18 protein-coding genes are annotated in these 19,629 nt (G+C 60.7%); 10 read left to right on the forward strand and 8 right to left on the reverse strand.

Going from position 1 to position 19,629, the window contains the following annotated elements:
* Nucleotides 1-20 precede the first annotated feature (20 nt).
* The gene (gene elbB, locus J3P89_RS00755) at nt 21-689 is read right to left on the reverse strand and encodes an isoprenoid biosynthesis glyoxalase ElbB (protein WP_434570998.1); all 669 of its coding nucleotides are present in this window, start codon (nt 687-689) and stop codon (nt 21-23) included.
* Between the two features lie 122 nt (nt 690-811).
* On the opposite strand from elbB, the gene J3P89_RS00760 reads away from it, so the two are divergent.
* Nucleotides 812-2,047 (forward strand): sterol desaturase family protein, encoded by a 1,236-nt coding sequence (locus J3P89_RS00760; protein WP_434696462.1) that lies wholly within the window; start codon nt 812-814, stop codon nt 2,045-2,047.
* Here J3P89_RS00760 and J3P89_RS00765 read toward each other — a convergent pair.
* A complete protein-coding gene (locus J3P89_RS00765; protein WP_305498000.1) occupies nt 2,028-2,651 on the reverse strand; it encodes a DedA family protein in 624 nt (207 codons plus the stop codon). The two genes, J3P89_RS00760 and J3P89_RS00765, sit on opposite strands and share 20 nt — an antisense overlap.
* Before the next feature lie 204 nt (nt 2,652-2,855).
* Between J3P89_RS00765 and hemB the strand changes: the two genes are divergently transcribed.
* On the forward strand, nt 2,856-3,869 hold the full coding sequence (hemB, locus tag J3P89_RS00770) for a porphobilinogen synthase (RefSeq protein WP_434571002.1): 1,014 nt from the start codon (nt 2,856-2,858) through the stop codon (nt 3,867-3,869).
* A 17-nt stretch (nt 3,870-3,886) separates the two neighbouring features.
* Nucleotides 3,887-6,103: a polyphosphate kinase 1 gene (gene ppk1 / locus J3P89_RS00775; RefSeq protein ID WP_434602202.1), complete on the forward strand. Its 2,217-nt coding sequence runs from the start codon at nt 3,887-3,889 to the stop codon at nt 6,101-6,103.
* 198 nt (nt 6,104-6,301) lie between these two features.
* Here the strand turns inward: ppk1 and ppx are convergent, their stop codons facing one another.
* The 5 genes from ppx to J3P89_RS00800 form a co-directional block, all read right to left on the reverse strand.
* The gene (gene ppx / locus J3P89_RS00780; RefSeq protein WP_434627199.1) at nt 6,302-7,804 is read right to left on the reverse strand and encodes an exopolyphosphatase; all 1,503 of its coding nucleotides are present in this window, start codon (nt 7,802-7,804) and stop codon (nt 6,302-6,304) included.
* Between the two features lie 258 nt (nt 7,805-8,062).
* A complete protein-coding gene (locus J3P89_RS00785) occupies nt 8,063-8,797 on the reverse strand; it encodes an amino acid ABC transporter ATP-binding protein (protein WP_039590243.1) in 735 nt (244 codons plus the stop codon).
* Complete coding sequence (locus J3P89_RS00790; protein ID WP_434696463.1) at nt 8,784-9,434, reverse strand: amino acid ABC transporter permease; 651 nt, start codon at nt 9,432-9,434, stop codon at nt 8,784-8,786. The genes J3P89_RS00785 and J3P89_RS00790 overlap by 14 nt, the downstream gene beginning before the upstream one ends.
* The gene (locus J3P89_RS00795; RefSeq protein ID WP_434696464.1) at nt 9,431-10,099 is read right to left on the reverse strand and encodes an amino acid ABC transporter permease; all 669 of its coding nucleotides are present in this window, start codon (nt 10,097-10,099) and stop codon (nt 9,431-9,433) included. The genes J3P89_RS00790 and J3P89_RS00795 overlap by 4 nt, the downstream gene beginning before the upstream one ends.
* A 21-nt stretch (nt 10,100-10,120) precedes the next feature.
* Nucleotides 10,121-10,906: a transporter substrate-binding domain-containing protein gene (locus tag J3P89_RS00800; RefSeq protein WP_434571010.1), complete on the reverse strand. Its 786-nt coding sequence runs from the start codon at nt 10,904-10,906 to the stop codon at nt 10,121-10,123.
* Nucleotides 10,907-11,160: 254 nt separating this feature from the next.
* On the opposite strand from J3P89_RS00800, the gene J3P89_RS00805 reads away from it, so the two are divergent.
* From J3P89_RS00805 to J3P89_RS00830, 6 genes are all read left to right on the forward strand, one after another.
* Nucleotides 11,161-11,868 carry a FadR/GntR family transcriptional regulator gene (locus J3P89_RS00805; protein ID WP_434696465.1) on the forward strand — a complete coding sequence of 236 codons (708 nt, stop codon included), beginning with the start codon at nt 11,161-11,163 and terminating at the stop codon, nt 11,866-11,868.
* A 121-nt stretch (nt 11,869-11,989) separates the two neighbouring features.
* Nucleotides 11,990-12,319 carry a thioredoxin TrxA gene (gene trxA / locus J3P89_RS00810; RefSeq protein WP_003206727.1) on the forward strand — a complete coding sequence of 110 codons (330 nt, stop codon included), beginning with the start codon at nt 11,990-11,992 and terminating at the stop codon, nt 12,317-12,319.
* 241 nt (nt 12,320-12,560) lie between these two features.
* A complete protein-coding gene (rho, locus tag J3P89_RS00815; RefSeq protein ID WP_003206716.1) occupies nt 12,561-13,820 on the forward strand; it encodes a transcription termination factor Rho in 1,260 nt (419 codons plus the stop codon).
* A 119-nt stretch (nt 13,821-13,939) separates the two neighbouring features.
* Nucleotides 13,940-15,406, forward strand: coding sequence for a 4-hydroxy-3-polyprenylbenzoate decarboxylase (gene ubiD, locus J3P89_RS00820; protein WP_434571014.1), 1,467 nt, complete (start codon nt 13,940-13,942; stop codon nt 15,404-15,406).
* Nucleotides 15,406-16,374 carry a CDP-6-deoxy-delta-3,4-glucoseen reductase gene (locus J3P89_RS00825; RefSeq protein ID WP_434571016.1) on the forward strand — a complete coding sequence of 323 codons (969 nt, stop codon included), beginning with the start codon at nt 15,406-15,408 and terminating at the stop codon, nt 16,372-16,374. The genes ubiD and J3P89_RS00825 overlap by 1 nt, the downstream gene beginning before the upstream one ends.
* 309 nt (nt 16,375-16,683) lie before the next feature.
* A complete protein-coding gene (locus tag J3P89_RS00830; RefSeq protein ID WP_434602199.1) occupies nt 16,684-17,352 on the forward strand; it encodes a gamma-glutamylcyclotransferase in 669 nt (222 codons plus the stop codon).
* On the opposite strand, the gene glpT is transcribed toward J3P89_RS00830, so the two are convergent.
* Nucleotides 17,328-18,677, reverse strand: coding sequence for a glycerol-3-phosphate transporter (glpT, locus tag J3P89_RS00835; RefSeq protein ID WP_434627207.1), 1,350 nt, complete (start codon nt 18,675-18,677; stop codon nt 17,328-17,330). The genes J3P89_RS00830 and glpT overlap by 25 nt on opposite strands.
* A 368-nt stretch (nt 18,678-19,045) precedes the next feature.
* Here glpT and J3P89_RS00840 point away from each other — a divergent pair, with 368 nt between their 5' ends.
* On the forward strand, nt 19,046-19,588 hold the full coding sequence (locus tag J3P89_RS00840; RefSeq protein ID WP_434696467.1) for an energy transducer TonB: 543 nt from the start codon (nt 19,046-19,048) through the stop codon (nt 19,586-19,588).
* Nucleotides 19,589-19,629: the final 41 nt, after the last annotated feature.

Genomic DNA, 19,629 nt, shown 5'->3' on the forward strand with positions numbered 1-19,629 from the left:
CACAGAAAAGAGACGGGAGGTCACTCATCATTCTCGTGCGTCAGCTCCAGCACCCGGTCCACCAGCTTGTTGATTCCCGAAGCCGCTTCGCTGATGTTCTGCGCCAGCATGTAGGCGGGGGTGCTGACCAGCTTGCGCGCGGTGTCTTCGACGATATCGGTGACCAGGCACTCTTCATGAGTCCCGCCCATCTTGGTCACGGCAGCGGCGGTGTCGGCGTCCGTGCCGATGGTGCAGGTCACCCCAGGGCCGTAGATTTTCGCCGCCAGGGCCGGTGAGATGCAGATCAGCCCAACCGGCTTGCCGGCCTCGGCGAAGGCTTCGGTCAACGCCAGGACTTGCGGCTGGACGCTGCAACCGGCGCCTTCGACGGCAAAATTGGAGAGGTTTTTCGCCGAGCCGAAGCCGCCGGGCACGATCAGCGCATCAAAGTCCTCGGCCCTGGCTTCGCGCAGGTCTTTCACATTTCCCCGGGCGATGCGCGCCGATTCCACCAGCACGTTGCGGCTCTCGGGCATTTCCTCACCGGTCAGGTGATTGATGACATGCAATTGGGCGATGTTGGGGGCGAAACACTGGACCTGCGCGCCGCGCTGGTCGAGACGCAGCAAAGTGATCACGCTTTCGTGGATCTCTGCGCCGTCGTACACGCCACAGCCGGAAAGGATCACTGCAACTTTTTTGCTCATGGGCTTTTCTCCAGATTCATGGCGTTAAATGTCTACTAATTTGTCACTCGTTGCCATAGGGGGATCCGGCAGCTACACCTAATCTGCCAGCTCCTTCCTGCCTTGCATGCCCGGGTCGCGTCATGAATTTCATCCTGTATGCCGTGCCGTTTTTCTTCGTGTTGATTGCCGTCGAGTTGCTGGCCGATCGCTGGCGTGGCGTGAGCCACTATCGCCTGGCGGACGCGATCAACAGCCTGAGCACCGGTGTGCTGTCGACCACGACGGGGTTGTTGACCAAGGGCGTGGGCCTGGTGACCTATGCCTTTGCCCTGGAGCATCTGGCGGTCTTTCAATGGCCGACCGACCAGGCCTGGACCTGGGTATTCGCCTTTGTGTTCTATGACTTCTGCTACTACTGGCTGCACCGCTTGGGCCACGAGCGCAACATCCTCTGGGCCGCCCATTCGGTGCACCACCAGAGCGAGGACTACAACCTCTCCACGGCGTTGCGCCAGACCAGCAGCGGTTTCCTGCTGAGCTGGATCTTCTACCTGCCGCTGGCGGTGCTGGGCGTGCCGCTGCTGGTGTTCGTCAGTGTCGCGGCGTTGAACCTGCTGTATCAGTTCTGGGTGCATACCCAGCACATCCCCAAGCTCGGCTGGCTGGAGTGGTGCTTCGTCACGCCATCCAATCATCGTGCCCACCATGCACAGAACCCTCTCTACATGGATCGCAACTACGGCGGCGTGTTCATTATTTGGGACCGTCTGTTTGGCACCTTCCAGGAAGAGGACGACAACGAGCCGGTCATTTTCGGCGTGACCACGCCACTGGCGAGCTGGAATCCGTTGTGGGCCAATCTGCAGTTCTATGCGCAACTGTGGGCCGATGCCCGGCGCGCCGAGCGCTGGTGGGACAAGCTGCGGATCTGGTTCATGCCCACCGGTTGGCGGCCAGCCGATGTGGCCGCCAGGTACCCGCTGAACAAGCCGGACCTGAGCCGGTTCCGCAAATTCGAAGTATCCCTGGACGCGCGACAACAGTGGTACGTGGCGCTGCAGTTTTGTCTCTACATCGCCCTGGGCAGTTATTTGATGAACCTGGAAAACAGCCTGCCGGCCACTGCCCTGGTGTTGGGGTGGGGAGCGGTAGCGTTGGGTCTGTTCGTGTTGGGCGCGACTCTGGAGAATCGCCCGTGGACGCTGAGGCTTGAGCTTTTGCGCCTGGCTGCGAACCTGCCGCTGGTGTGGCTGGCGCCGCTGGCCGGGTTATGGCCGGCCAGCCCGGTGGCCTGGGTTGGCTTGCTCAGCTACAGCCTGATCAGTGGCATCGGCTTGTACTATTGCCGCAACCGTCTCACTCGCCTGGCGTCGTAGTTTCGGCGGACTTGGCTTGTTCGAGACGTTCTGCCGCAAGGACTTGTCTGGCCAGCCGTGCGTTCTTGATGCGTCGACGCAGCCATAGGCCCAAGCCCAGAACCAGCAGGGCGCCAAGTACCCACAGTTCGTATTTCTTGATGCTGCCCAGCATGCCTTCGAGCACCGCGCCAAAGTGGTACGCGGCAGCCGCCAGGGCCGTGGCCCAGATCGCCGCGCCGATACCGTTGAGCAGCAGGTAGCGACCCGGTGGATAGCCAGAGAGGCCGATCGCCACCGGCATCACGGTGCGCAAACCGTAGACGAAGCGAAAGCTCAGTACCCAGATATCCGGATGGCGGCGGATGTGCTCCAGCGCGCGATCCCCCATCAACTGCCAGCGCGGCTTGCGCGCCAGGAGCTTGCGACCATGTTTGCGGCCCAGGAAGTACCACAGCTGATCGCCCGCGTAGCTGCCGCAAAATGCCACGACCACCACCAGGTTGATGTCCATATAGCCACGGAACGCCAGGAAGCCTGCGAGCACGAGGATGGTTTCGCCTTCGAAGAACGTGCCGATAAACAGGGCCAAGTAGCCGAAGTCATGCAGAAATTGTTGGAGCATTGTCTGGGTGCTGGCGAAATGAACGCGCAGCCTAACCCTTCAGACACATTCAGGAAAGTATCGAAATGTGTCTCGACGTGAACATTTCCTACAGAAGACAATCGCTGCGACTAGTGGTCGCGCTTCAGCACAACTGTCATGTGTTCGTCATAATGACCGCTTATAACTGTCACGCTCGCCCGTCTGCGGGCTCAGGAGTCTGCCGTGAGCTTTACCCCCGCCAATCGTCTGTTCCCCGCCACCCGTCTGCGCCGCAACCGCCGTGATGAGTTCTCCCGTCGGTTGGTGCGTGAAAATGTGCTGACCACCAATGACCTGATCCTGCCAGTGTTCGTGCTGGACGGGGAAAACCGTCGTGAAGCGGTGGCGTCGATGCCTGGCGTGGAGCGCCTGACCATCGACTTGCTGCTCGAAGCGGCGGCCGAGTGGGTGGAACTGGGTATCCCGGCGCTGGCGCTGTTCCCGGTCACCCCGCCAGCGCTCAAATCGCTGGACGCCGCCGAAGCCTGGAACCCCGAGGGTATTGCCCAGCGCGCGACCCGTGCCCTGCGCGCGCGCTTCCCGGAGCTCGGCGTGATCACCGACGTAGCGCTGGACCCGTTTACCACCCACGGTCAGGACGGCATTCTCGACGAAGAAGGCTACGTGCAGAACGACATCACCGTCGATGCGCTGGTCAGGCAAGCGTTGTCCCACGCCGAAGCGGGGGCCCAGGTCGTGGCGCCATCCGACATGATGGACGGTCGCATCCAGGCGATCCGCGAAGCCCTGGAAGTGGCCGGTCATGTCAACGTGCGCATCATGGCCTATTCGGCCAAGTACGCCAGCGCCTACTACGGTCCGTTCCGCGACGCGGTCGGCTCGGCCCTGAACCTGGGCAAGGCCAACAAGGCTTCCTATCAGATGGACCCGGCCAACACCCACGAAGCCTTGCACGAAGTGGCTGCCGACTTGTCAGAAGGCGCAGACATGGTCATGGTCAAGCCGGGGATGCCTTATCTCGACATTCTTTGCCGGGTAAAGGAAGAATTCAAAGTACCGACCTTTGTTTATCAGGTCAGCGGCGAGTATGCGATGCACATGGCCGCGATCCAGAACGGCTGGTTGAGCGAAGGGGTGATTCTCGAGTCCCTGACCGCTTTCAAACGTGCGGGTGCTGATGGCATCCTGACCTACTTTGCCGTGCGCGCCGCCCAATTGTTACGAGAGCAGAAATAGCCTCCCAGGAACTTGCGATGAATACCGAAGGACTCACAGAAGTTGCCGTAAAAGACGCTCAGCCCGTGGTCGAGCAAGCCGCCGAAACGCCGCCGGAGCTGGAGTCGGCTCCAGCGGCCGTGCCCGAGCCGGCCCCTGCTCCGGCGATCGCGATCACCAACCTGGATGACAGCAGCCTGTACATCCATCGCGAGCTGTCGCAACTGCAATTCAACATCCGCGTGCTGGAGCAGGCACTGGATGAGTCCTATCCACTGCTGGAGCGGCTGAAGTTTTTGCTGATCTTTTCCAGCAACCTGGACGAGTTCTTCGAGATTCGCGTCGCCGGCCTGAAAAAACAGATCACCTTCGCCCGCGAGCAGGCCGGTGCCGATGGCTTGCAACCGCACCAGGCCCTGGCGCGCATCAGCGAGCTGGTACACGGCCACGTTGACCGCCAGTACGCGATCCTCAACGACATCCTGCTGCCGGAGCTGGAAAAACATCAGGTCCGCTTCATCCGTCGCCGCTACTGGACGACCAAGCTCAAGACCTGGGTACGCCGTTACTTCCGCGACGAGATCGCCCCGATCATTACCCCGATCGGCCTCGACCCGACGCACCCGTTTCCATTGCTGGTAAACAAGAGCCTGAACTTCATCGTCGAGCTGGAAGGCATCGACGCCTTTGGCCGCGATTCCGGCCTGGCGATCATTCCGGCGCCGCGCCTGCTGCCGCGCATCATTCGCGTGCCGGAAGATGTCGGCGGGCCTGGCGACAACTATGTGTTCCTGTCGTCAATGATCCACGCCCATGCCGATGACCTGTTCCAGGGCATGAAGGTCAAGGGCTGCTACCAGTTCCGCCTGACCCGTAACGCCGACCTGTCGGTGGACACCGAGGACGTCGAAGACCTGGCCCGCGCCCTGCGCGGCGAGCTGTTCTCCCGCCGTTACGGCGATGCGGTGCGCCTGGAAGTGGCCGACACCTGTCCGAAACACCTGTCCGACTACTTGCTCAAGCAGTTCAACCTGCACGAGACCGAGCTGTATCAGGTCAATGGTCCGGTGAACCTGACGCGACTGTTCAGCATCACCGGCCTGGACAGCCATCCGGAGCTTCAGTACTCGCCGTTTACGCCGCAGATTCCGAAACTGCTGCAGAACAGCGAGAACATTTTCAGTGTGGTCAGCAAGCAGGACATCCTCCTGCTGCACCCCTTCGAGTCGTTCACGCCGGTGGTCGACTTGCTGCGCCAGGCCGCCAAGGATCCCCACGTATTGGCGGTGCGCCAGACGTTGTACCGCAGCGGCGCCAACTCGGAGATCGTCGACGCCCTGGTGGACGCGGCGCGAAACGGCAAGGAAGTCACCGCAGTGATCGAATTGCGCGCGCGTTTCGACGAAGAATCCAACCTGCAACTGGCCAGCCGCCTGCAAGCGGCCGGCGCGGTGGTGATCTACGGCGTGGTTGGCTACAAGACCCACGCCAAGATGATGCTCATCCTGCGGCGCGAGGCCGGCGAGATTGTGCGCTACGCGCACTTGGGCACCGGCAACTATCACGCCGCCAACGCTCGGCTGTATACCGACTACAGCCTGCTGACCTCGGATGATGCGCTGTGCGAGGACGTCGGCAAGCTGTTCAGCCAACTGATCGGCATGGGCAAGACGCTGCGCATGAAAAAATTGCTGCATGCGCCGTTCACCCTGAAAAAGGGCATGCTCGACATGATCGCCCGGGAAACCCAGTTCGCCCTGGACGGCAAGCCCGCGCACATCATCGCCAAATTCAACTCGCTGACTGATCCGAAGATCATTCGCGCGCTCTACAAGGCCAGCCAGTCGGGCGTGCGCATCGACCTGGTGGTACGCGGCATGTGCTGCCTGCGGCCAGGCATTCCTGGGGTGTCCCACAACATCCATGTGCGCTCGATCATCGGGCGCTTCCTGGAGCACACGCGGGTGTTCTATTTCCTCAATGGCGGCGAGGAGCAAATGTTCCTCTCCAGTGCCGACTGGATGGAGCGCAACCTCGACAAGCGCGTCGAGACCTGCTTCCCGGTGGAGGGCAAGAAGCTGATCCTGCGGGTCAAGAAAGAGCTGGAAAGCTACCTCACCGACAACACCCACAGTTGGAGCCTGCAGTCGGACGGCCGTTACATCCGCAACACGCCGACCGGCAACCAGAACCCGCGCAGTGCCCAGGCGACCTTGCTGGATCGGCTTAGCAGCCCGGTGTTGGCGGTTCGTTAACGCCTGGAGGCCGGATCGGCTTTTCGTGGCGAGGGAGCTTGCTCCCGCTGGGTCGGTCCGACGCTTCGGGCGCAGCAGCCCTGAAGCCATTCAGCTCGGTGTATCAGGAAAACTTCCATTTCAGGCAGATCCTGCGACTGCTGCGCAGTCGAGCGGGAGCAAGCTCCCTCGCCACGGGGGAGCGTGCCGTGGTGCCGATCAGTGGATATTCAGCACAATCCCGACCCGGGTCAGCCATTCCGCTTCCTGGGCGAAGTCGGCCTGGGTCAGTTGGTTTTCTTCCAGCCAGCCGTCCGGGAATATCACATCCAGTTGATCACCATTGGCATGCAGGGTTACCTGGGGCATTTCCTGGGTGCCGCGGATGTGGTGGAAGAGGATTGCGAAGCGCAACAGCACGCACAAGCGGATCAGCTTGATGCCGTCATCGCCGAACTCGGCGAATTTATCCTTGGGAATATTGCGCCGGTGACCACGCACCAGTAGCGCAAGCATCTGCTGGTCCTCGCGAGAGAAACCCGCCAGGTCCGAGTGCTCGATCAGGTAGGCGCCGTGCTTGTGGTAATGGTAGTGGGCGATGTCCAGGCCGACTTCGTGAACTTTAGCGGCCCAGCCCAGCAGTTCGCGCCAGACACCGTCGTTCAGGTCCCAGTCGTCGGCCACCTGGTCGAACGCGTGGAGGGCCTTGCGCTCGACCCGCGCCGCCTGTTCCTGGTCGACGTGGTAACGCTCCATGAGCGAGCCGAGGGTGCGCTCGCGGACGTCTTCGTGATGATGGCGCCCCAGGAGGTCGTAGAGCACGCCCTCACGCAGGGCACCTTCGCAGTGATCCATGCGTTGCAGCTCGAGGGCGTCAAAAATCGCCTCGAGAATCGCCAGGCCCGCCGGGAAAATCGCCCGGCGATCAGGCTTGATGCCTTCGAAGTCGATCTTGTCCGATTCGCCCAGCTTGAACACTTTGCGCTTGAGCCAGGCCAGGCCTTCGGCGTTGACCTCGCCGCTGCCATGGCCGCCAGCCTTGAGTGCCAGGCCGATGGCGCGAATGGTGCCCGAGGAGCCGATGGCTTCATCCCAGGTCAGGCGGTGCAGCGCGTGCTCGATGCTCATGATTTCCAGGCGCGCCGCCGTGTAGGCCTGGGCGTAGCGGGCCGGGGTGATCTTGCCGTCGCGGAAGTAGCGCTGAGTGAAGCTGACGCAACCCATCTGCAGGCTTTCGCGCAACAGTGGTTCGAAGCGCTGGCCGATGATGAATTCGGTACTGCCGCCGCCGATGTCCGCCACCAGGCGCTTGCCCGGGGTGTCCGCCAGGGTGTGGGAAACACCCAGGTAGATCAGGCGGGCCTCTTCACGGCCGGAGATGACTTCCACCGGATGGCCGAGGATCTCTTCGGCGCGCCGGATGAATTCGCCGCGGTTGCGCGCCTCGCGCAGGGCATTGGTGCCGACGATGCGCACCGCGCCCAGGGGCATGCCGTTGATCAGTTGGGCAAACCGTTTGAGGCAGTCGAGGCCGCGCTGGATGGATTCTTCGCTCAGTTGACGTTCTTCGTCGATACCGGCGGCCAGCTGGACCTTCTCGCCGAGTCGCTCAAGAATGCGGATTTCCCCGTTCTGGGCCTTGGCGACGACCATGTGAAAGCTGTTGGAGCCCAGGTCTATGGCAGCGATCAGGGACAGATTCTTGGCTTGGGATAGCGGCATGGTCAAAAAGTCTCGGTCGATAACCTTGCCATCCTGCCACGATCGATCGCTTACGCCAACGCGCCTGATCCAAACCACTGACCCAGAGCAGCTTGGCTTGGCTTCTGTGGCGAGGGAGCTTGCTCCCGCTGGGCTGCGCAGCAGCCCCAAATGAATCAACCCTATACATCAGGAATAAACCGGCTGGCAGGGCCTGCGACTGCTGCGCAGTCGAGCGGGAGCAAGCTCCCTCGCCACAGAAGGTCTTGCCAGCAAAGTTCAGGCAGGCTCCACCGTCCCGATGAAGTTCGCCAGCTCGGCCGTCTGCGGATCGGCGAACAGTACCTTCGGGTCCCCCACTTCATGCACCTTGCCCTGGTGCATGAACACCAGCTTGTCCCCCACCTCCCGGGCAAAGCGCATTTCATGGGTGACCATGATCAGCGTCATGCCTTCCTTGGCCAATTGCCGCACCACGCTGAGCACTTCATTGACCAGCTCCGGGTCCAGGGCCGAGGTGATTTCATCGCACAGCAGCACCTTCGGCGACATCGCCAGGGCTCGGGCAATCGCTACCCGTTGCTGTTGGCCGCCGGACAAACGGTCCGGGAAGGCATCGAATTTCTCGCCGAGCCCGACCCGCTCCAGCATCTGCCGCGCCAGCTCGGCCGCCTTGGCCTTGGGCACTTTTTGCACGACTTGTGGCGCGAGCATCACGTTCTCGCCGACCGTCAGGTGCGGGAACAAATTGAATTGCTGGAACACCATCCCGACTTTCTGGCGCAGGCTGCGCAGGTCGGCGCGTGCCGCGTCGAGGTACTCGCCATCGACTTCGATCACGCCGTCGTTGATCGATTCGAGACCGTTGAGGGTGCGCAGCAAGGTGGATTTCCCCGAACCGCTGCGGCCGATGATCGCCACCACCTGGCCTTCCTCGACGCTCAGGTCGATGCCTTTGAGCACGTGGTGATCGCCGTAGTACTTATGCAGGGCGGAAATTCTAAGCAGAGGCATGCAGTCTCCTTTCCAGGTAGCGCGCGCTGAGGGACAAGGGGTAACAAAGGAGGAAATAACCGAGGGCCACCAGGCCGTAGACCATGAACGGCTCGAACGTGGCATTGGCGAGCATGCCGCCGGTTTTGGTCAGTTCGGTAAAGCCGATGATCGACGTTACGGCCGTGCCCTTGACCACCTGCACGGAGAAGCCCACGGTCGGCGCCACGGCAATCCGCAGGGCCTGGGGCAGGATCACGTAGCGCAACTGTTCCAGCGGGTTGAGTGCCAGGCTCGCGGACGCTTCCCATTGACCGTTGGAAATCGACTCGACGCAACCGCGCCAGATCTCCGCCAGGTAGGCACTGGTAAACAGCGTCAGGGCAATCGCCGCCGCCATCCAGGGGGAAATTTCCACCCCGGCCAGGGCCACGCCAAAGAACACCAGGAACAACTGCATCAACAGCGGCGTGCCCTGGAACAGCTCGATATAGGTCCGGGCGACATTACGCGGCAGGGCGCGTTTGGAGATGCGCAGCACCATCACCAGCAAGCCGATCGCACCGCCGCCGATAAACGCCACCAGCGACAGCGCCAGGGTCCATTGCAGGCCGGTGAGCAGGTTGCGCACCACGTCCCAGAAAGTGAAATCGCTCATTGGCTGCTCCTGGCAATGTAGCGACGCCCGACCCAGTTGAGAAACTGGCGGATCAACAGCGCCATGCACAGGTAGATCAGCGTCGTCAGCGCGTAGGTTTCGAACGCGCGGAAATTGCGCGACTGAATGAAATTGGCGGCGAAGCTCAGCTCTTCGGTGGCGATCTGCGAACAGACGGCGGAGCCGAGCATCACGATGATGATCTGGCTGCTCAGCGCCGGCCAGACCTTGCCCAGTGCCGGCAGCAAGATTACGTGGCGGAACGCTTCGAAGCGGCTCATCGCGAGTGCCGCTGCGGCTTCCAGTTGCCCTCGCGGAATAGCCTGGATGCCGGCCCGGATGATCTCGGTGGAATACGCGCCGAGGTTGATCACCATCGCCAGCACCGCCGCCTGCCACTCGGAAATCTGCAGGCCCAGGGACGGCAAGCCGAAGAAGATGAAAAACAACTGGACCAGGAACGGCGTGTTGCGGATCAGTTCCACGTACACGCCGAATATCGCCGCGAACGGACGGATATTCCACGCCCGAACCACCGCCCCGACGATGCCCAGGCCGACCCCGAGCAACGCGCCGATGGCCGTCAGTTCAAGGGTGAACAGCGCGCCGCGCAACAGCAGCTCGGTGTTTTGCACCACCGGCAGGAAATCGAACTGATAAGCCATGCTCAGCCTCTCAAGCGACGGTCAGAGGTCGGCCGGCAGTGGCTGCTTGAGCCAGGTCTGGGAATTTTTTTCCAGGCTGCCATCGGTCTTGGCGGTAGCGAGGATCTGGTTGACCTTGTCCAGCAGCGCCGGCTCGTTCTTGTTCACGCCCACGTACACCGGCGAGTCCTTGAGTTTCACTTTCAACGCCGGAACGCGCTTGGGGTTGCGCTCGCTGATGGCGACCATCACCACGTTGCCGCTGGCGATCAGGTCCACCTGGCCGGCCAGGTAGGCGGCGATGGTCGAGTTGTTGTCTTCGAAGCGCTTGATGGTGGTGCCTTCGGGGGCGACCTTGCTCAGCTCGATGTCTTCGATGGCGCCACGGGTGACGCTGATGGTCTTGCCCTTGAGGTCGTCCAGGCCGTTGATGGCGGCATCAGGCGGGCCGAATACGGCCAGGTAGAACGGCGCGTAGGCGCTGGAGAAGTCGATGACTTTTTCACGCTCGGGGTTCTTGCCCAGGCTGGAAATCACCAGGTCGACCTTGCCAGTGGTCAGGAATGGAATGCGGTTGGTGCTGTTGACGGGCGTCAGTTCAAGCTTGACCTTGAGCTGGTCGGCAAGCAGTTTCGCCGTATCGATGTCCAGGCCGCGTGGCTTCATGTCCGGACCCACGGAGCCGAACGGTGGAAAATCCTGAGGCACCGCAACCTTGAGCGTACCGCGCTTGACCACGTCTTCCAGGCCATCAGCGTGGGCGGGCAATTGGCAAAGCATCAGGCTGGCAAACAGGGCAGTGAGCAGGACGCTGCAACGCTGGATCATGGTGAATCTCCGCAGTCGATGATGTGATTTCTCTGATCGGACAGAGCACAGGCCATGCCAAAGGCCTTGCTGATCCACCAAAGCCGCGATTTTGCTGGCGGGCATCGGTCTGACTGGTCTGAACAGTTGCGTCGCGTTTCGCACCTTTATCGAGCGTTGATACAAGCCGCCGAACCCTGCTGGGGCACGACTTGCCGAGGGCTTCGAATAGCTTTACAACTAGCCGCTCATTGACTCGGTTTCCCTGAAAAACCATGAATTCCATTTCTCGTGCCGTTCCGGAAGTCGCCCTGCAAGGCATCCGCAAGCTGATCGCCGATCAAGGTTTCGGCCCGGGGGATGCGCTGCCGTCACAACGGGACCTGGCCTTGCAGCTGGGGGTGAGCCGGGCCTCACTGCGCGAGGCGCTTTCATCGCTCAGTGCCTTGGGCATGATCAGCGTGCAGCCGGGCAGGGGGGTATTCGTGCAATCGCCGGCGCAAGCCCCACGCAGCGAACCAACGCCGGGTTGGCCCTTCGCCGCGCAGGCCTCGCCGGTGGATATCTTTCAGTTGCGTTATGCCCTTGAGGGGTTCGCGGCCGGGTTGGCGGCCGTCACGTTGAGCGCCGATGAGCTCGATGACCTGGATGACAATGTCGAGGCCATGCGCCGAGAGTTGAAAGCGGGGGATTTCGACGCGGCGGCGCGGCTCGATTTCGAGTTCCACCGGCGGATCCTGCTGGCCAGTGGCAACCAGGCGATGCTGGGCATTCTCACCGCCAGCGCCGATATCTTCCTGGAAAGCCAGAAACTACCGTTCATCAGGGCGGAGCGGGCGATGGAGACGTGGCAGGAACATCGCAAGATCCTTCGCGCCCTGGCCCGCCGGGCATCGGTTTCGGCGCAAAAAACCATGCAGGAACATGTACGTAATGCGGCGTTGCGTACCGGTATCTCATTCATCGCACCGGCCGCTTCATGAAGCGGGCCATACCCAAAGCCATCAATCTCCATAGCGAGACTCAATCAACTGCGGCTTCCTGAACCTGGGAAGGGCAGCTATGATGGGCCACGTTTTTTTGCTGATTACCCCGGAGATTTCCATGAGCAGCGATCTGATCAAACACGTTAGCGACGCTAGCTTCGAAGCTGACGTACTCAAGGCCGAAGGCGCAGTGCTGGTCGACTATTGGGCTGAGTGGTGCGGTCCTTGCAAAATGATCGCTCCGGTCCTGGACGAAATTGCCGAGACCTACAAGGGCAAACTGACCGTCGCCAAGCTGAACATCGACGAAAACCAGGAAACCCCGGCCAAGCACGGCGTGCGTGGTATCCCGACCCTGATGCTGTTCAAAAACGGCAACGTCGAGGCCACCAAGGTCGGCGCGCTGTCGAAGTCGCAACTGGCAGCTTTCCTCGACGCCAACATCTAAGCGTCGAATGTTCTGCCAAAAGCCCCGCAAATCGCGGGGCTTTTTCGTTATCCAGGGCTAGACGCTCGTAAATCGAGGTGTTACATTCGGCCCCGCACTGGTTTCTCCATTGCCCCCTGCAAGCCGTCGCCGACGCTCTCCTTTCGAACAAGTACGCGATCCTGTCGCCTTCTCTGCGGCGCGGCCTCATTAAGCCAAAAGCTTAATTTCCCCCCTCCATAAATGATTACGTCATTCCTATATGAATCTGACTGAACTCAAGCAAAAGCCGATTACCGAACTGCTCGAATTGGCCGAACAGATGGGCATAGAAAATATGGCCCGTTCGCGCAAGCAGGACGTGATTTTCTCCCTGCTCAAGAAGCACGCAAAAAGCGGCGAGGAAATCTCCGGTGATGGCGTGCTGGAGATTCTCCAGGACGGCTTCGGCTTCCTCCGCTCCGCGGACGCTTCCTACCTCGCCGGCCCGGACGATATCTACGTCTCGCCGAGCCAGATCCGTCGCTTCAACTTGCGCACCGGTGACACCATCGTTGGCAAGATCCGCCCTCCAAAGGAAGGCGAGCGTTACTTCGCGCTGCTCAAGGTCGATACGATCAACTTTGACCGTCCGGAAAACGCGAAGAACAAGATTCTCTTCGAGAACCTGACCCCGCTGTTCCCGACCGTGCGCATGAAGATGGAAGCCGGCAACGGTTCCACCGAAGACCTCACCGGTCGTGTCATCGACCTGTGCGCACCTATCGGCAAAGGCCAGCGCGGTCTGATCGTGGCGCCGCCGAAAGCGGGCAAGACGATCATGCTGCAGAACATCGCGGCCAACATCGCCCGTAACAATCCTGAAGTTCATCTGATCGTGCTGCTGATCGACGAGCGTCCGGAAGAAGTGACCGAGATGCAGCGCACCGTGCGCGGCGAGGTGGTCGCCTCGACGTTCGACGAGCCGCCGACCCGTCACGTGCAGGTTGCCGAAATGGTGATCGAGAAGGCCAAGCGCCTGGTCGAACACAAGAAGGACGTGGTGATCCTGCTCGATTCCATCACCCGTCTGGCCCGTGCCTACAACACCGTGATCCCGAGCTCCGGCAAGGTATTGACCGGTGGTGTCGATGCCCACGCCCTGGAGAAACCGAAGCGTTTCTTCGGTGCCGCACGGAACATCGAAGAAGGCGGCTCGCTGACCATCATCGCCACTGCGCTGGTTGAAACCGGCTCGAAGATGGACGAAGTGATCTACGAGGAGTTCAAGGGTACCGGCAACATGGAACTGCCCCTGGACCGTCGCATCGCCGAGAAACGTGTGTTCCCGGCCATCAACATCAACCGTTCCGGTACCCGTCGCGAAGAATTGCTGACGGCCGATGACGAGTTGCAGCGCATGTGGATCCTGCGCAAGCTGCTGCATCCGATGGATGAAGTGGCGGCCATCGAGTTCCTGGTCGACAAGCTGAAAACGACCAAGACCAACGATGAGTTCTTCCTGTCGATGAAGCGCAAGTAAGTCGAGCAGGCCAGCAAGAGCCGGGGAAACCCGGCTTTTTGCTGTCTGTGCATTCACTATTGCGAACGGGCGGCGTTAAACTCGGGCCCCCGAACGCCACGGTCACCATGAGGCTTTGCATGCAGTATCGCGACTTGCGCGACTTTATCAGCGGTCTGGAACAGCGCGGCGAACTCAAGCGCATCCAGGTGCCGGTGTCCCCAGTGCTGGAGATGACCGAGGTCTGCGACCGCACCCTGCGGGCAAAGGGCCCGGCGCTGCTGTTCGAAAATCCGACCGGCTATGACATCCCGGTGCTGGGCAATCTGTTCGGCACACCGGAGCGTGTAGCCCTGGGCATGGGGGCCGAAGCTGTCAGCGAACTGCGCGAGATCGGCAAGCTGCTGGCGTTCCTCAAGGAGCCGGAGCCGCCGAAGGGCCTGAAGGACGCCTGGTCGAAGCTGCCGATTTTCCGCAAGATCATTTCCATGGCGCCGAAAGTCGTCAAGGACGCGATCTGCCAGGAAGTGGTGATCGAGGGCGACGCTGTCGACCTCGCCATGCTGCCGGTGCAGACCTGCTGGCCGGGCGACGTGGGGCCGCTGATCACCTGGGGCCTGACCGTCACCAAAGGGCCGAACAAGGATCGCCAGAACCTCGGTATCTACCGCCAGCAGGTGATTGGCCGCAACAAGGTCATCATGCGCTGGCTGAGCCATCGGGGTGGCGCGCTGGATTATCGTGAGTGGTGCGAAAAACACCCTGGCCAGCCGTTCCCGGTTTCGGTGGCCCTGGGCGCGGATCCGGCGACTATCCTTGGCGCCGTCACGCCCGTGCCGGACAGCCTTTCCGAATATGCCTTCGCCGGCCTGCTGCGGGGCAACCGCACCGAGCTGGTGAAATGCCGTGGCAACGACCTGCAAGTGCCGGCCACCGCCGAGATCATTCTCGAAGGCGTGATCCACCCCGGCGAAATGGCCGATGAAGGTCCTTACGGCGACCACACCGGTTATTACAACGAGGTGGACAGCTTCCCGGTGTTCACCGTCGAGCGCATCACCCATCGGATCAAGCCGATCTACCACAGCACCTACACCGGACGTCCACCCGATGAGCCGGCTATCCTCGGCGTGGCGCTGAACGAAGTGTTCGTGCCGATCCTGCAAAAGCAGTTCCCGGAGATCACCGACTTCTACCTGCCACCGGAAGGCTGCTCGTACCGCATGGCCGTGGTGACCATGAAGAAGTCGTATCCGGGGCATGCCAAGCGGGTGATGTTGGGCGTCTGGTCGTTTTTACGACAATTCATGTACACCAAGTTCGTTATTGTCACTGATGACGATATCAACGCACGGGACTGGAACGACGTGATCTGGGCCATCACTACGCGCATGGACCCCAAGCGCGACACGGTGATGATCGAGAATACGCCGATCGACTACCTCGACTTCGCCTCGCCGGTGTCCGGCCTGGGGTCGAAGATGGGGCTCGATGCCACGCATAAATGGCCCGGTGAAACCACCCGTGAATGGGGCCGGGTTATCGTCAAGGATGAAGCCGTTACCCAACGGATCGATGCCATCTGGAATCAGTTAGGAATAGATTGATGCGTGTAACCTTGCAGCCTTCCGGCGCGGTGCTGGAGATACAGCCGGCGGAGCGGATTCTCGATGGCGCCCGGCGCCTGGGCTACGAATGTCCGCAGAGCTGCCGCAATGGCAATTGCCACGTCTGTGGCGCGCTCCTGGTAGAAGGTCGCGTGACGCAGGCCGGTGAGGTGCGTGATCACGGCGAGATCTTCACCTGCATTGCCGAGCCGCTGGAGGATTGCGTGGTGCTCTGGGATGGCGTGCTGGCGCCGGGTGAACTGCCGGTGCGCAACCTGGCGTGCCAGGTTACCGAATGCAGTGACGTCGGCGGCGATGTCTGGCGGGTGCGCCTGCGGGCGCCGGCGGGCAAGCCGCCGCGCTATCACGCTGGGCAATACTTGATGATCGAGCGCGAGAACGGCGAAAAATCGGCGTTCTCCCTGGCCTCGGCGCCGCATTCGGGGCGGGACCTGCAGCTACATGTACTGGCGCGCGAAAGCAGTGCGCTGGCGCTGCTGGAGCAACTGCGGCGCAATCCTACCGTGCGCATCGAAATGCCGTTCGGTGATACCCACTTGTCCGAGTTGCCGGATGGCCCGCTGGTGCTGATCGCCGCTGGAACCGGCATGGCGCAGATGCACAGCCTGATCGAGCACTGCCGGGCCGCCGGTTTCAAATACCCGGTGCATTTGTATTGGGGCGTGCGGCGGCCGGAGGATTTCTATGAAATCGAGCATTGGGAGGAGTGGAAAAAACTGCCGAACCTGTTCCTGCACAAAGTCGTCAGCGACTTGTGCGGCTGGGAAGGGCGCTGCGGGATGCTCCATGAAGCCGTGTGCGAAGACATCAGCGATCTTTCCAGCGTCCACGTCTACGCCAGCGGCTCACCAGCGATGATCTACGCCACGCTTGATGCGCTGGTGGAGGCCGGGATGGATGCTCATCAGATGCGTGCCGATGTGTTTGCGTACGCGCCGCGGGCTTGAACCGCGTTCGTCCAAACCAGACTCGGTGAGCTCTTTGTGGCGAGGGAGCTTGCTCCCGCTCGGTTGCGCAGCGACCGCCTCATCTGGGACTGCTGCGCAGTCCAGCGGGAGCAAGCTGCCTCGCCACAAGAACGAATGCCGATCGATATAACGGCCCATATTTCGTTTCGGTATTTAGTTCTGTCAGCTAGATACCGATAACGTATATGGAAGCCCGATGGCATCTAACTTGCCTTCGTTCCATGAAGCGCCAGCACCTTGGCGTTGCCAAGCCATTCACAATCAACGAGGAGCCATCCGCTACCGGCCATGACCGCTATCGAATCCGCCATCACCTGCGCGCTGTATCCGCCAAGACTCGAGTTGGGGCCACAGCTGACCCGGGAACAACTGCTTGCATCGATGCACTCGACGATGAGCCTGCACCAGGGCGGCCCAGTCTGGCTGTTCGCCTACGGCTCGTTGATCTGGCGGCCCGAATGCACGGCGGTGGAGCGTATGCGCGGGCGAGTGCACGGTTATCATCGCGGGTTGTATCTGTGGTCCCATGAACACCGTGGCACCCCGGAATTGCCAGGGCTGGTGTTCGGGCTGGATCGCGGCGGCTCGTGCAGCGGTTTCGCCTACCGGTTGCCGGAAGAAAACCTGCAGGATTCGCTGTTGGCCCTGTGGCAGCGCGAGATGCCCGTGCCGTCCTATCGGCCGCACTGGCTCAGCTGTCGGCTGGAAGATGGCAATCGGGTTCAGGCCTTGGGTTTTGTCTTGGAGCGACACCTGCCCAGCTATGCCGGCAATCTGCCGGATCATGTGCTGAGCCAGGTGTTCGAAAGCGCCTGCGGGCGTTATGGCACGACTCGCGATTATGTCGAGCAGACCATCCACGCCCTGCGCAGCCACGCCATGCCAGACCGTAATCTGGAGGCGCGGCTCAAGCGCTGCAAATCAGCGCTGGATCAGGCGATCGCGTCGCGGCTCTGACTGGCGATTTGCTTGTGCCGCAAGGTTGGCGCGAGGAATGCCATGGCCAGCAGGCAGGCACCGACCAGCAGGATGAAGCCGCCATCCCAGCCGAAATAGTCCACCGTGTAGCCCATCATGGCGCTGGCTGCGACTGAGCCACCCAGATAACCAAACAGACCGGTGAAGCCGGCAGCCGTACCTGCTGCTTTCTTGGGCACCAGTTCCAAGGCCTGCAGACCTACCAGCATGACCGGGCCATAAATCAGGAAGCCAATCGCGAACAGCGAGATCATGTCGACCATCGGGTTACCCGGCGGATTCAGCCAGTAGATGATTGTTGCGACGGTCACCAATGCCATGAATACCATGCCCGTCAGGCCGCGGTTGCCCCGGAAGACCTTGTCCGACATCCACCCGCATAGCAGCGTGCCGGGAATGCCGGCCCACTCGTACAGGAAGTAAGCCCAGGACGTCTTGTCGAAATCGAAGTGCTTGACCTCTTTGAGATAGGTCGGTGCCCAGTCCAGAATGCCATAGCGCAACAGGTAGACGAAAACGTTGGCCAGCGCGATGAACCAGAGCATTTTGTTGCGCAGCACGTATTTGACGAAGATGTCCCTGGCGCTGAATTCTTCTTCGTGGCTGGCATCGTAGCCTTCCGGGTAATCGTTTTTGTATTTCTCGATGGGCGGCAAGCCTGTCGATTGGGGCGTATCGCGCATGACGATGAAGGCAAATACAGCGACCAGCAAAGCCACCGCTGCCGGTACGTAGAACTTGCTGTGCCAGTCGTTGAACCAGCCCATGCCAAGTATTGCCAGCGGGCCGATCAAGCCGCCGCCGACGTTATGGGCGGTGTTCCATACCGAAACCACACCGCCGCGTTCTTTCTGCGACCACCAGTGCACCATGGTGCGTCCGCTTGGTGGCCAGCCCATGCCTTGCGCCCAGCCGTTGATGAACAACAGGATGAACATCATGGTCACGCTTGAGGTTGCCCACGGTGCGAAACCGAAAATGAACATCACTCCGGCTGACACTATCAGGCCAAAAGGCAGGAAATAACGCGGGTTGGAGCGGTCGGACACGATGCCCATCAGGAACTTGGAAAGACCGTAGGCGATCGCGATTGCCGATATCGCCACCCCCAGCTGGCCCTTTGTATAGCCTTGGGCGATCAGATCCGGAAATGCCAAGGTAAAATTTTTGCGCAGCAGGTAGTAACCGGCATAACCAATAAAAATGCCGGCGAAGATCTGCCAGCGAAGGCGCCGATAGGTGCTGTCTATTTTTTCTTCAGGCAATGGAGCCTGATGTGCGGCGGGACGAAAGAAAGCAAACATTCAAGGGCTCCAGATTTCTTGTTTTGACTGCGGATGCGAATGTTACAGTTTCATTACCGAAAATAGCATCGCTCGTTGTCGCATAAACAGCGGAAATTTCGATGGATGGTGTTCTTAAGTGAACATGTCGCTCAGGCATACGTTGGGGGCGCTGTAGGAATCTTCATGGCTGGTGTTCTCCCGATGCTTTCATGACAGGAAAGTAGGGAAACGTCCTTCAACCAAATGAGAGGTATCGCCATTCAACCCAAAAGGCGCGGCCTTTACCCTTTACGTTTTGCCGGGTCAGGCATTCAAAAGGGTGGGTTATGAGGTGGTTTGCTGCGATGTTGTTATTGTGTCTGTCTGGGTCGAGCTGGGCGGAGGGAATGGTATTGGTGCCAGAGAACAACCCCAAGCCAGGATATCCGACAGCTCTGAGCCGGGCAGGGGTCATGGGAGCGGTCAGGGCCGGCTTCACGGTACACGCCGATGGTCGTGTCAATGAGGTCGCGATTCTGCACAGCGACCATCCGGAGTTTGCCGAGGCCGTTCGAGAAGCGCTGATTGATTGGCGGTTCAAGCCCTGGACGGTTGATGACAAGCATCCCGCCCAAGTCAATGTCGTGGCACCGTTCGAATTTCGTCTGGACGACGCACCGATTGATACCAATAAATGGATCAAGACCTGGCGATGCTCGGTCATCACCTCCTATGCCAGCGATCTGCATGTGCAGGACCTGCTTCCCTTCCATTACACGCGCAGCTACCTGTCCAACGTATTTTTTGTCAAACAACTGCCCGAAGCCGAGCGCCTGGCAATGATCGCTCGATTCAACCGGCTGCTGCCCTCGATCCTGCAGCGCTGCGGAACGTTTCCCGCATCGCGATATGTGAAAATGTTGCCGGAGGAGATTCGTGCGTTGCTTTAGCCGAGTTATGGCGCGTCATTGCCGGTGGCGATGACGCCTTT

It is taken from the genome of Pseudomonas sp. Z1-14 (assembly GCF_051132005.1).
Taxonomy (GTDB): Bacteria; Pseudomonadota; Gammaproteobacteria; order Pseudomonadales; family Pseudomonadaceae; genus Aquipseudomonas.

What these genes read in the sequence shown, in the direction of transcription:
- elbB (WP_434570998.1), bottom strand. Translation starts at nt 689, where the DNA reads ATGAGCAAAAAAGTTGCAGTGATCCTTTCCGGCTGTGGCGTGTACGAC.
- J3P89_RS00760 (WP_434696462.1), top strand. Translation starts at nt 812, where the DNA reads ATGAATTTCATCCTGTATGCCGTGCCGTTTTTCTTCGTGTTGATTGCC.
- J3P89_RS00765 (WP_305498000.1), bottom strand. Translation starts at nt 2,651, where the DNA reads ATGCTCCAACAATTTCTGCATGACTTCGGCTACTTGGCCCTGTTTATC.
- ppk1 (WP_434602202.1), top strand. Translation starts at nt 3,887, where the DNA reads ATGAATACCGAAGGACTCACAGAAGTTGCCGTAAAAGACGCTCAGCCC.
- ppx (WP_434627199.1), bottom strand. Translation starts at nt 7,804, where the DNA reads ATGCCGCTATCCCAAGCCAAGAATCTGTCCCTGATCGCTGCCATAGAC.
- J3P89_RS00785 (WP_039590243.1), bottom strand. Translation starts at nt 8,797, where the DNA reads ATGCCTCTGCTTAGAATTTCCGCCCTGCATAAGTACTACGGCGATCAC.
- J3P89_RS00790 (WP_434696463.1), bottom strand. Translation starts at nt 9,434, where the DNA reads ATGAGCGATTTCACTTTCTGGGACGTGGTGCGCAACCTGCTCACCGGC.
- J3P89_RS00795 (WP_434696464.1), bottom strand. Translation starts at nt 10,099, where the DNA reads ATGGCTTATCAGTTCGATTTCCTGCCGGTGGTGCAAAACACCGAGCTG.
- J3P89_RS00800 (WP_434571010.1), bottom strand. Translation starts at nt 10,906, where the DNA reads ATGATCCAGCGTTGCAGCGTCCTGCTCACTGCCCTGTTTGCCAGCCTG.
- J3P89_RS00805 (WP_434696465.1), top strand. Translation starts at nt 11,161, where the DNA reads ATGAATTCCATTTCTCGTGCCGTTCCGGAAGTCGCCCTGCAAGGCATC.
- trxA (WP_003206727.1), top strand. Translation starts at nt 11,990, where the DNA reads ATGAGCAGCGATCTGATCAAACACGTTAGCGACGCTAGCTTCGAAGCT.
- rho (WP_003206716.1), top strand. Translation starts at nt 12,561, where the DNA reads ATGAATCTGACTGAACTCAAGCAAAAGCCGATTACCGAACTGCTCGAA.
- ubiD (WP_434571014.1), top strand. Translation starts at nt 13,940, where the DNA reads ATGCAGTATCGCGACTTGCGCGACTTTATCAGCGGTCTGGAACAGCGC.
- J3P89_RS00825 (WP_434571016.1), top strand. Translation starts at nt 15,406, where the DNA reads ATGCGTGTAACCTTGCAGCCTTCCGGCGCGGTGCTGGAGATACAGCCG.
- J3P89_RS00830 (WP_434602199.1), top strand. Translation starts at nt 16,684, where the DNA reads ATGACCGCTATCGAATCCGCCATCACCTGCGCGCTGTATCCGCCAAGA.
- glpT (WP_434627207.1), bottom strand. Translation starts at nt 18,677, where the DNA reads ATGTTTGCTTTCTTTCGTCCCGCCGCACATCAGGCTCCATTGCCTGAA.
- J3P89_RS00840 (WP_434696467.1), top strand. Translation starts at nt 19,046, where the DNA reads ATGGTATTGGTGCCAGAGAACAACCCCAAGCCAGGATATCCGACAGCT.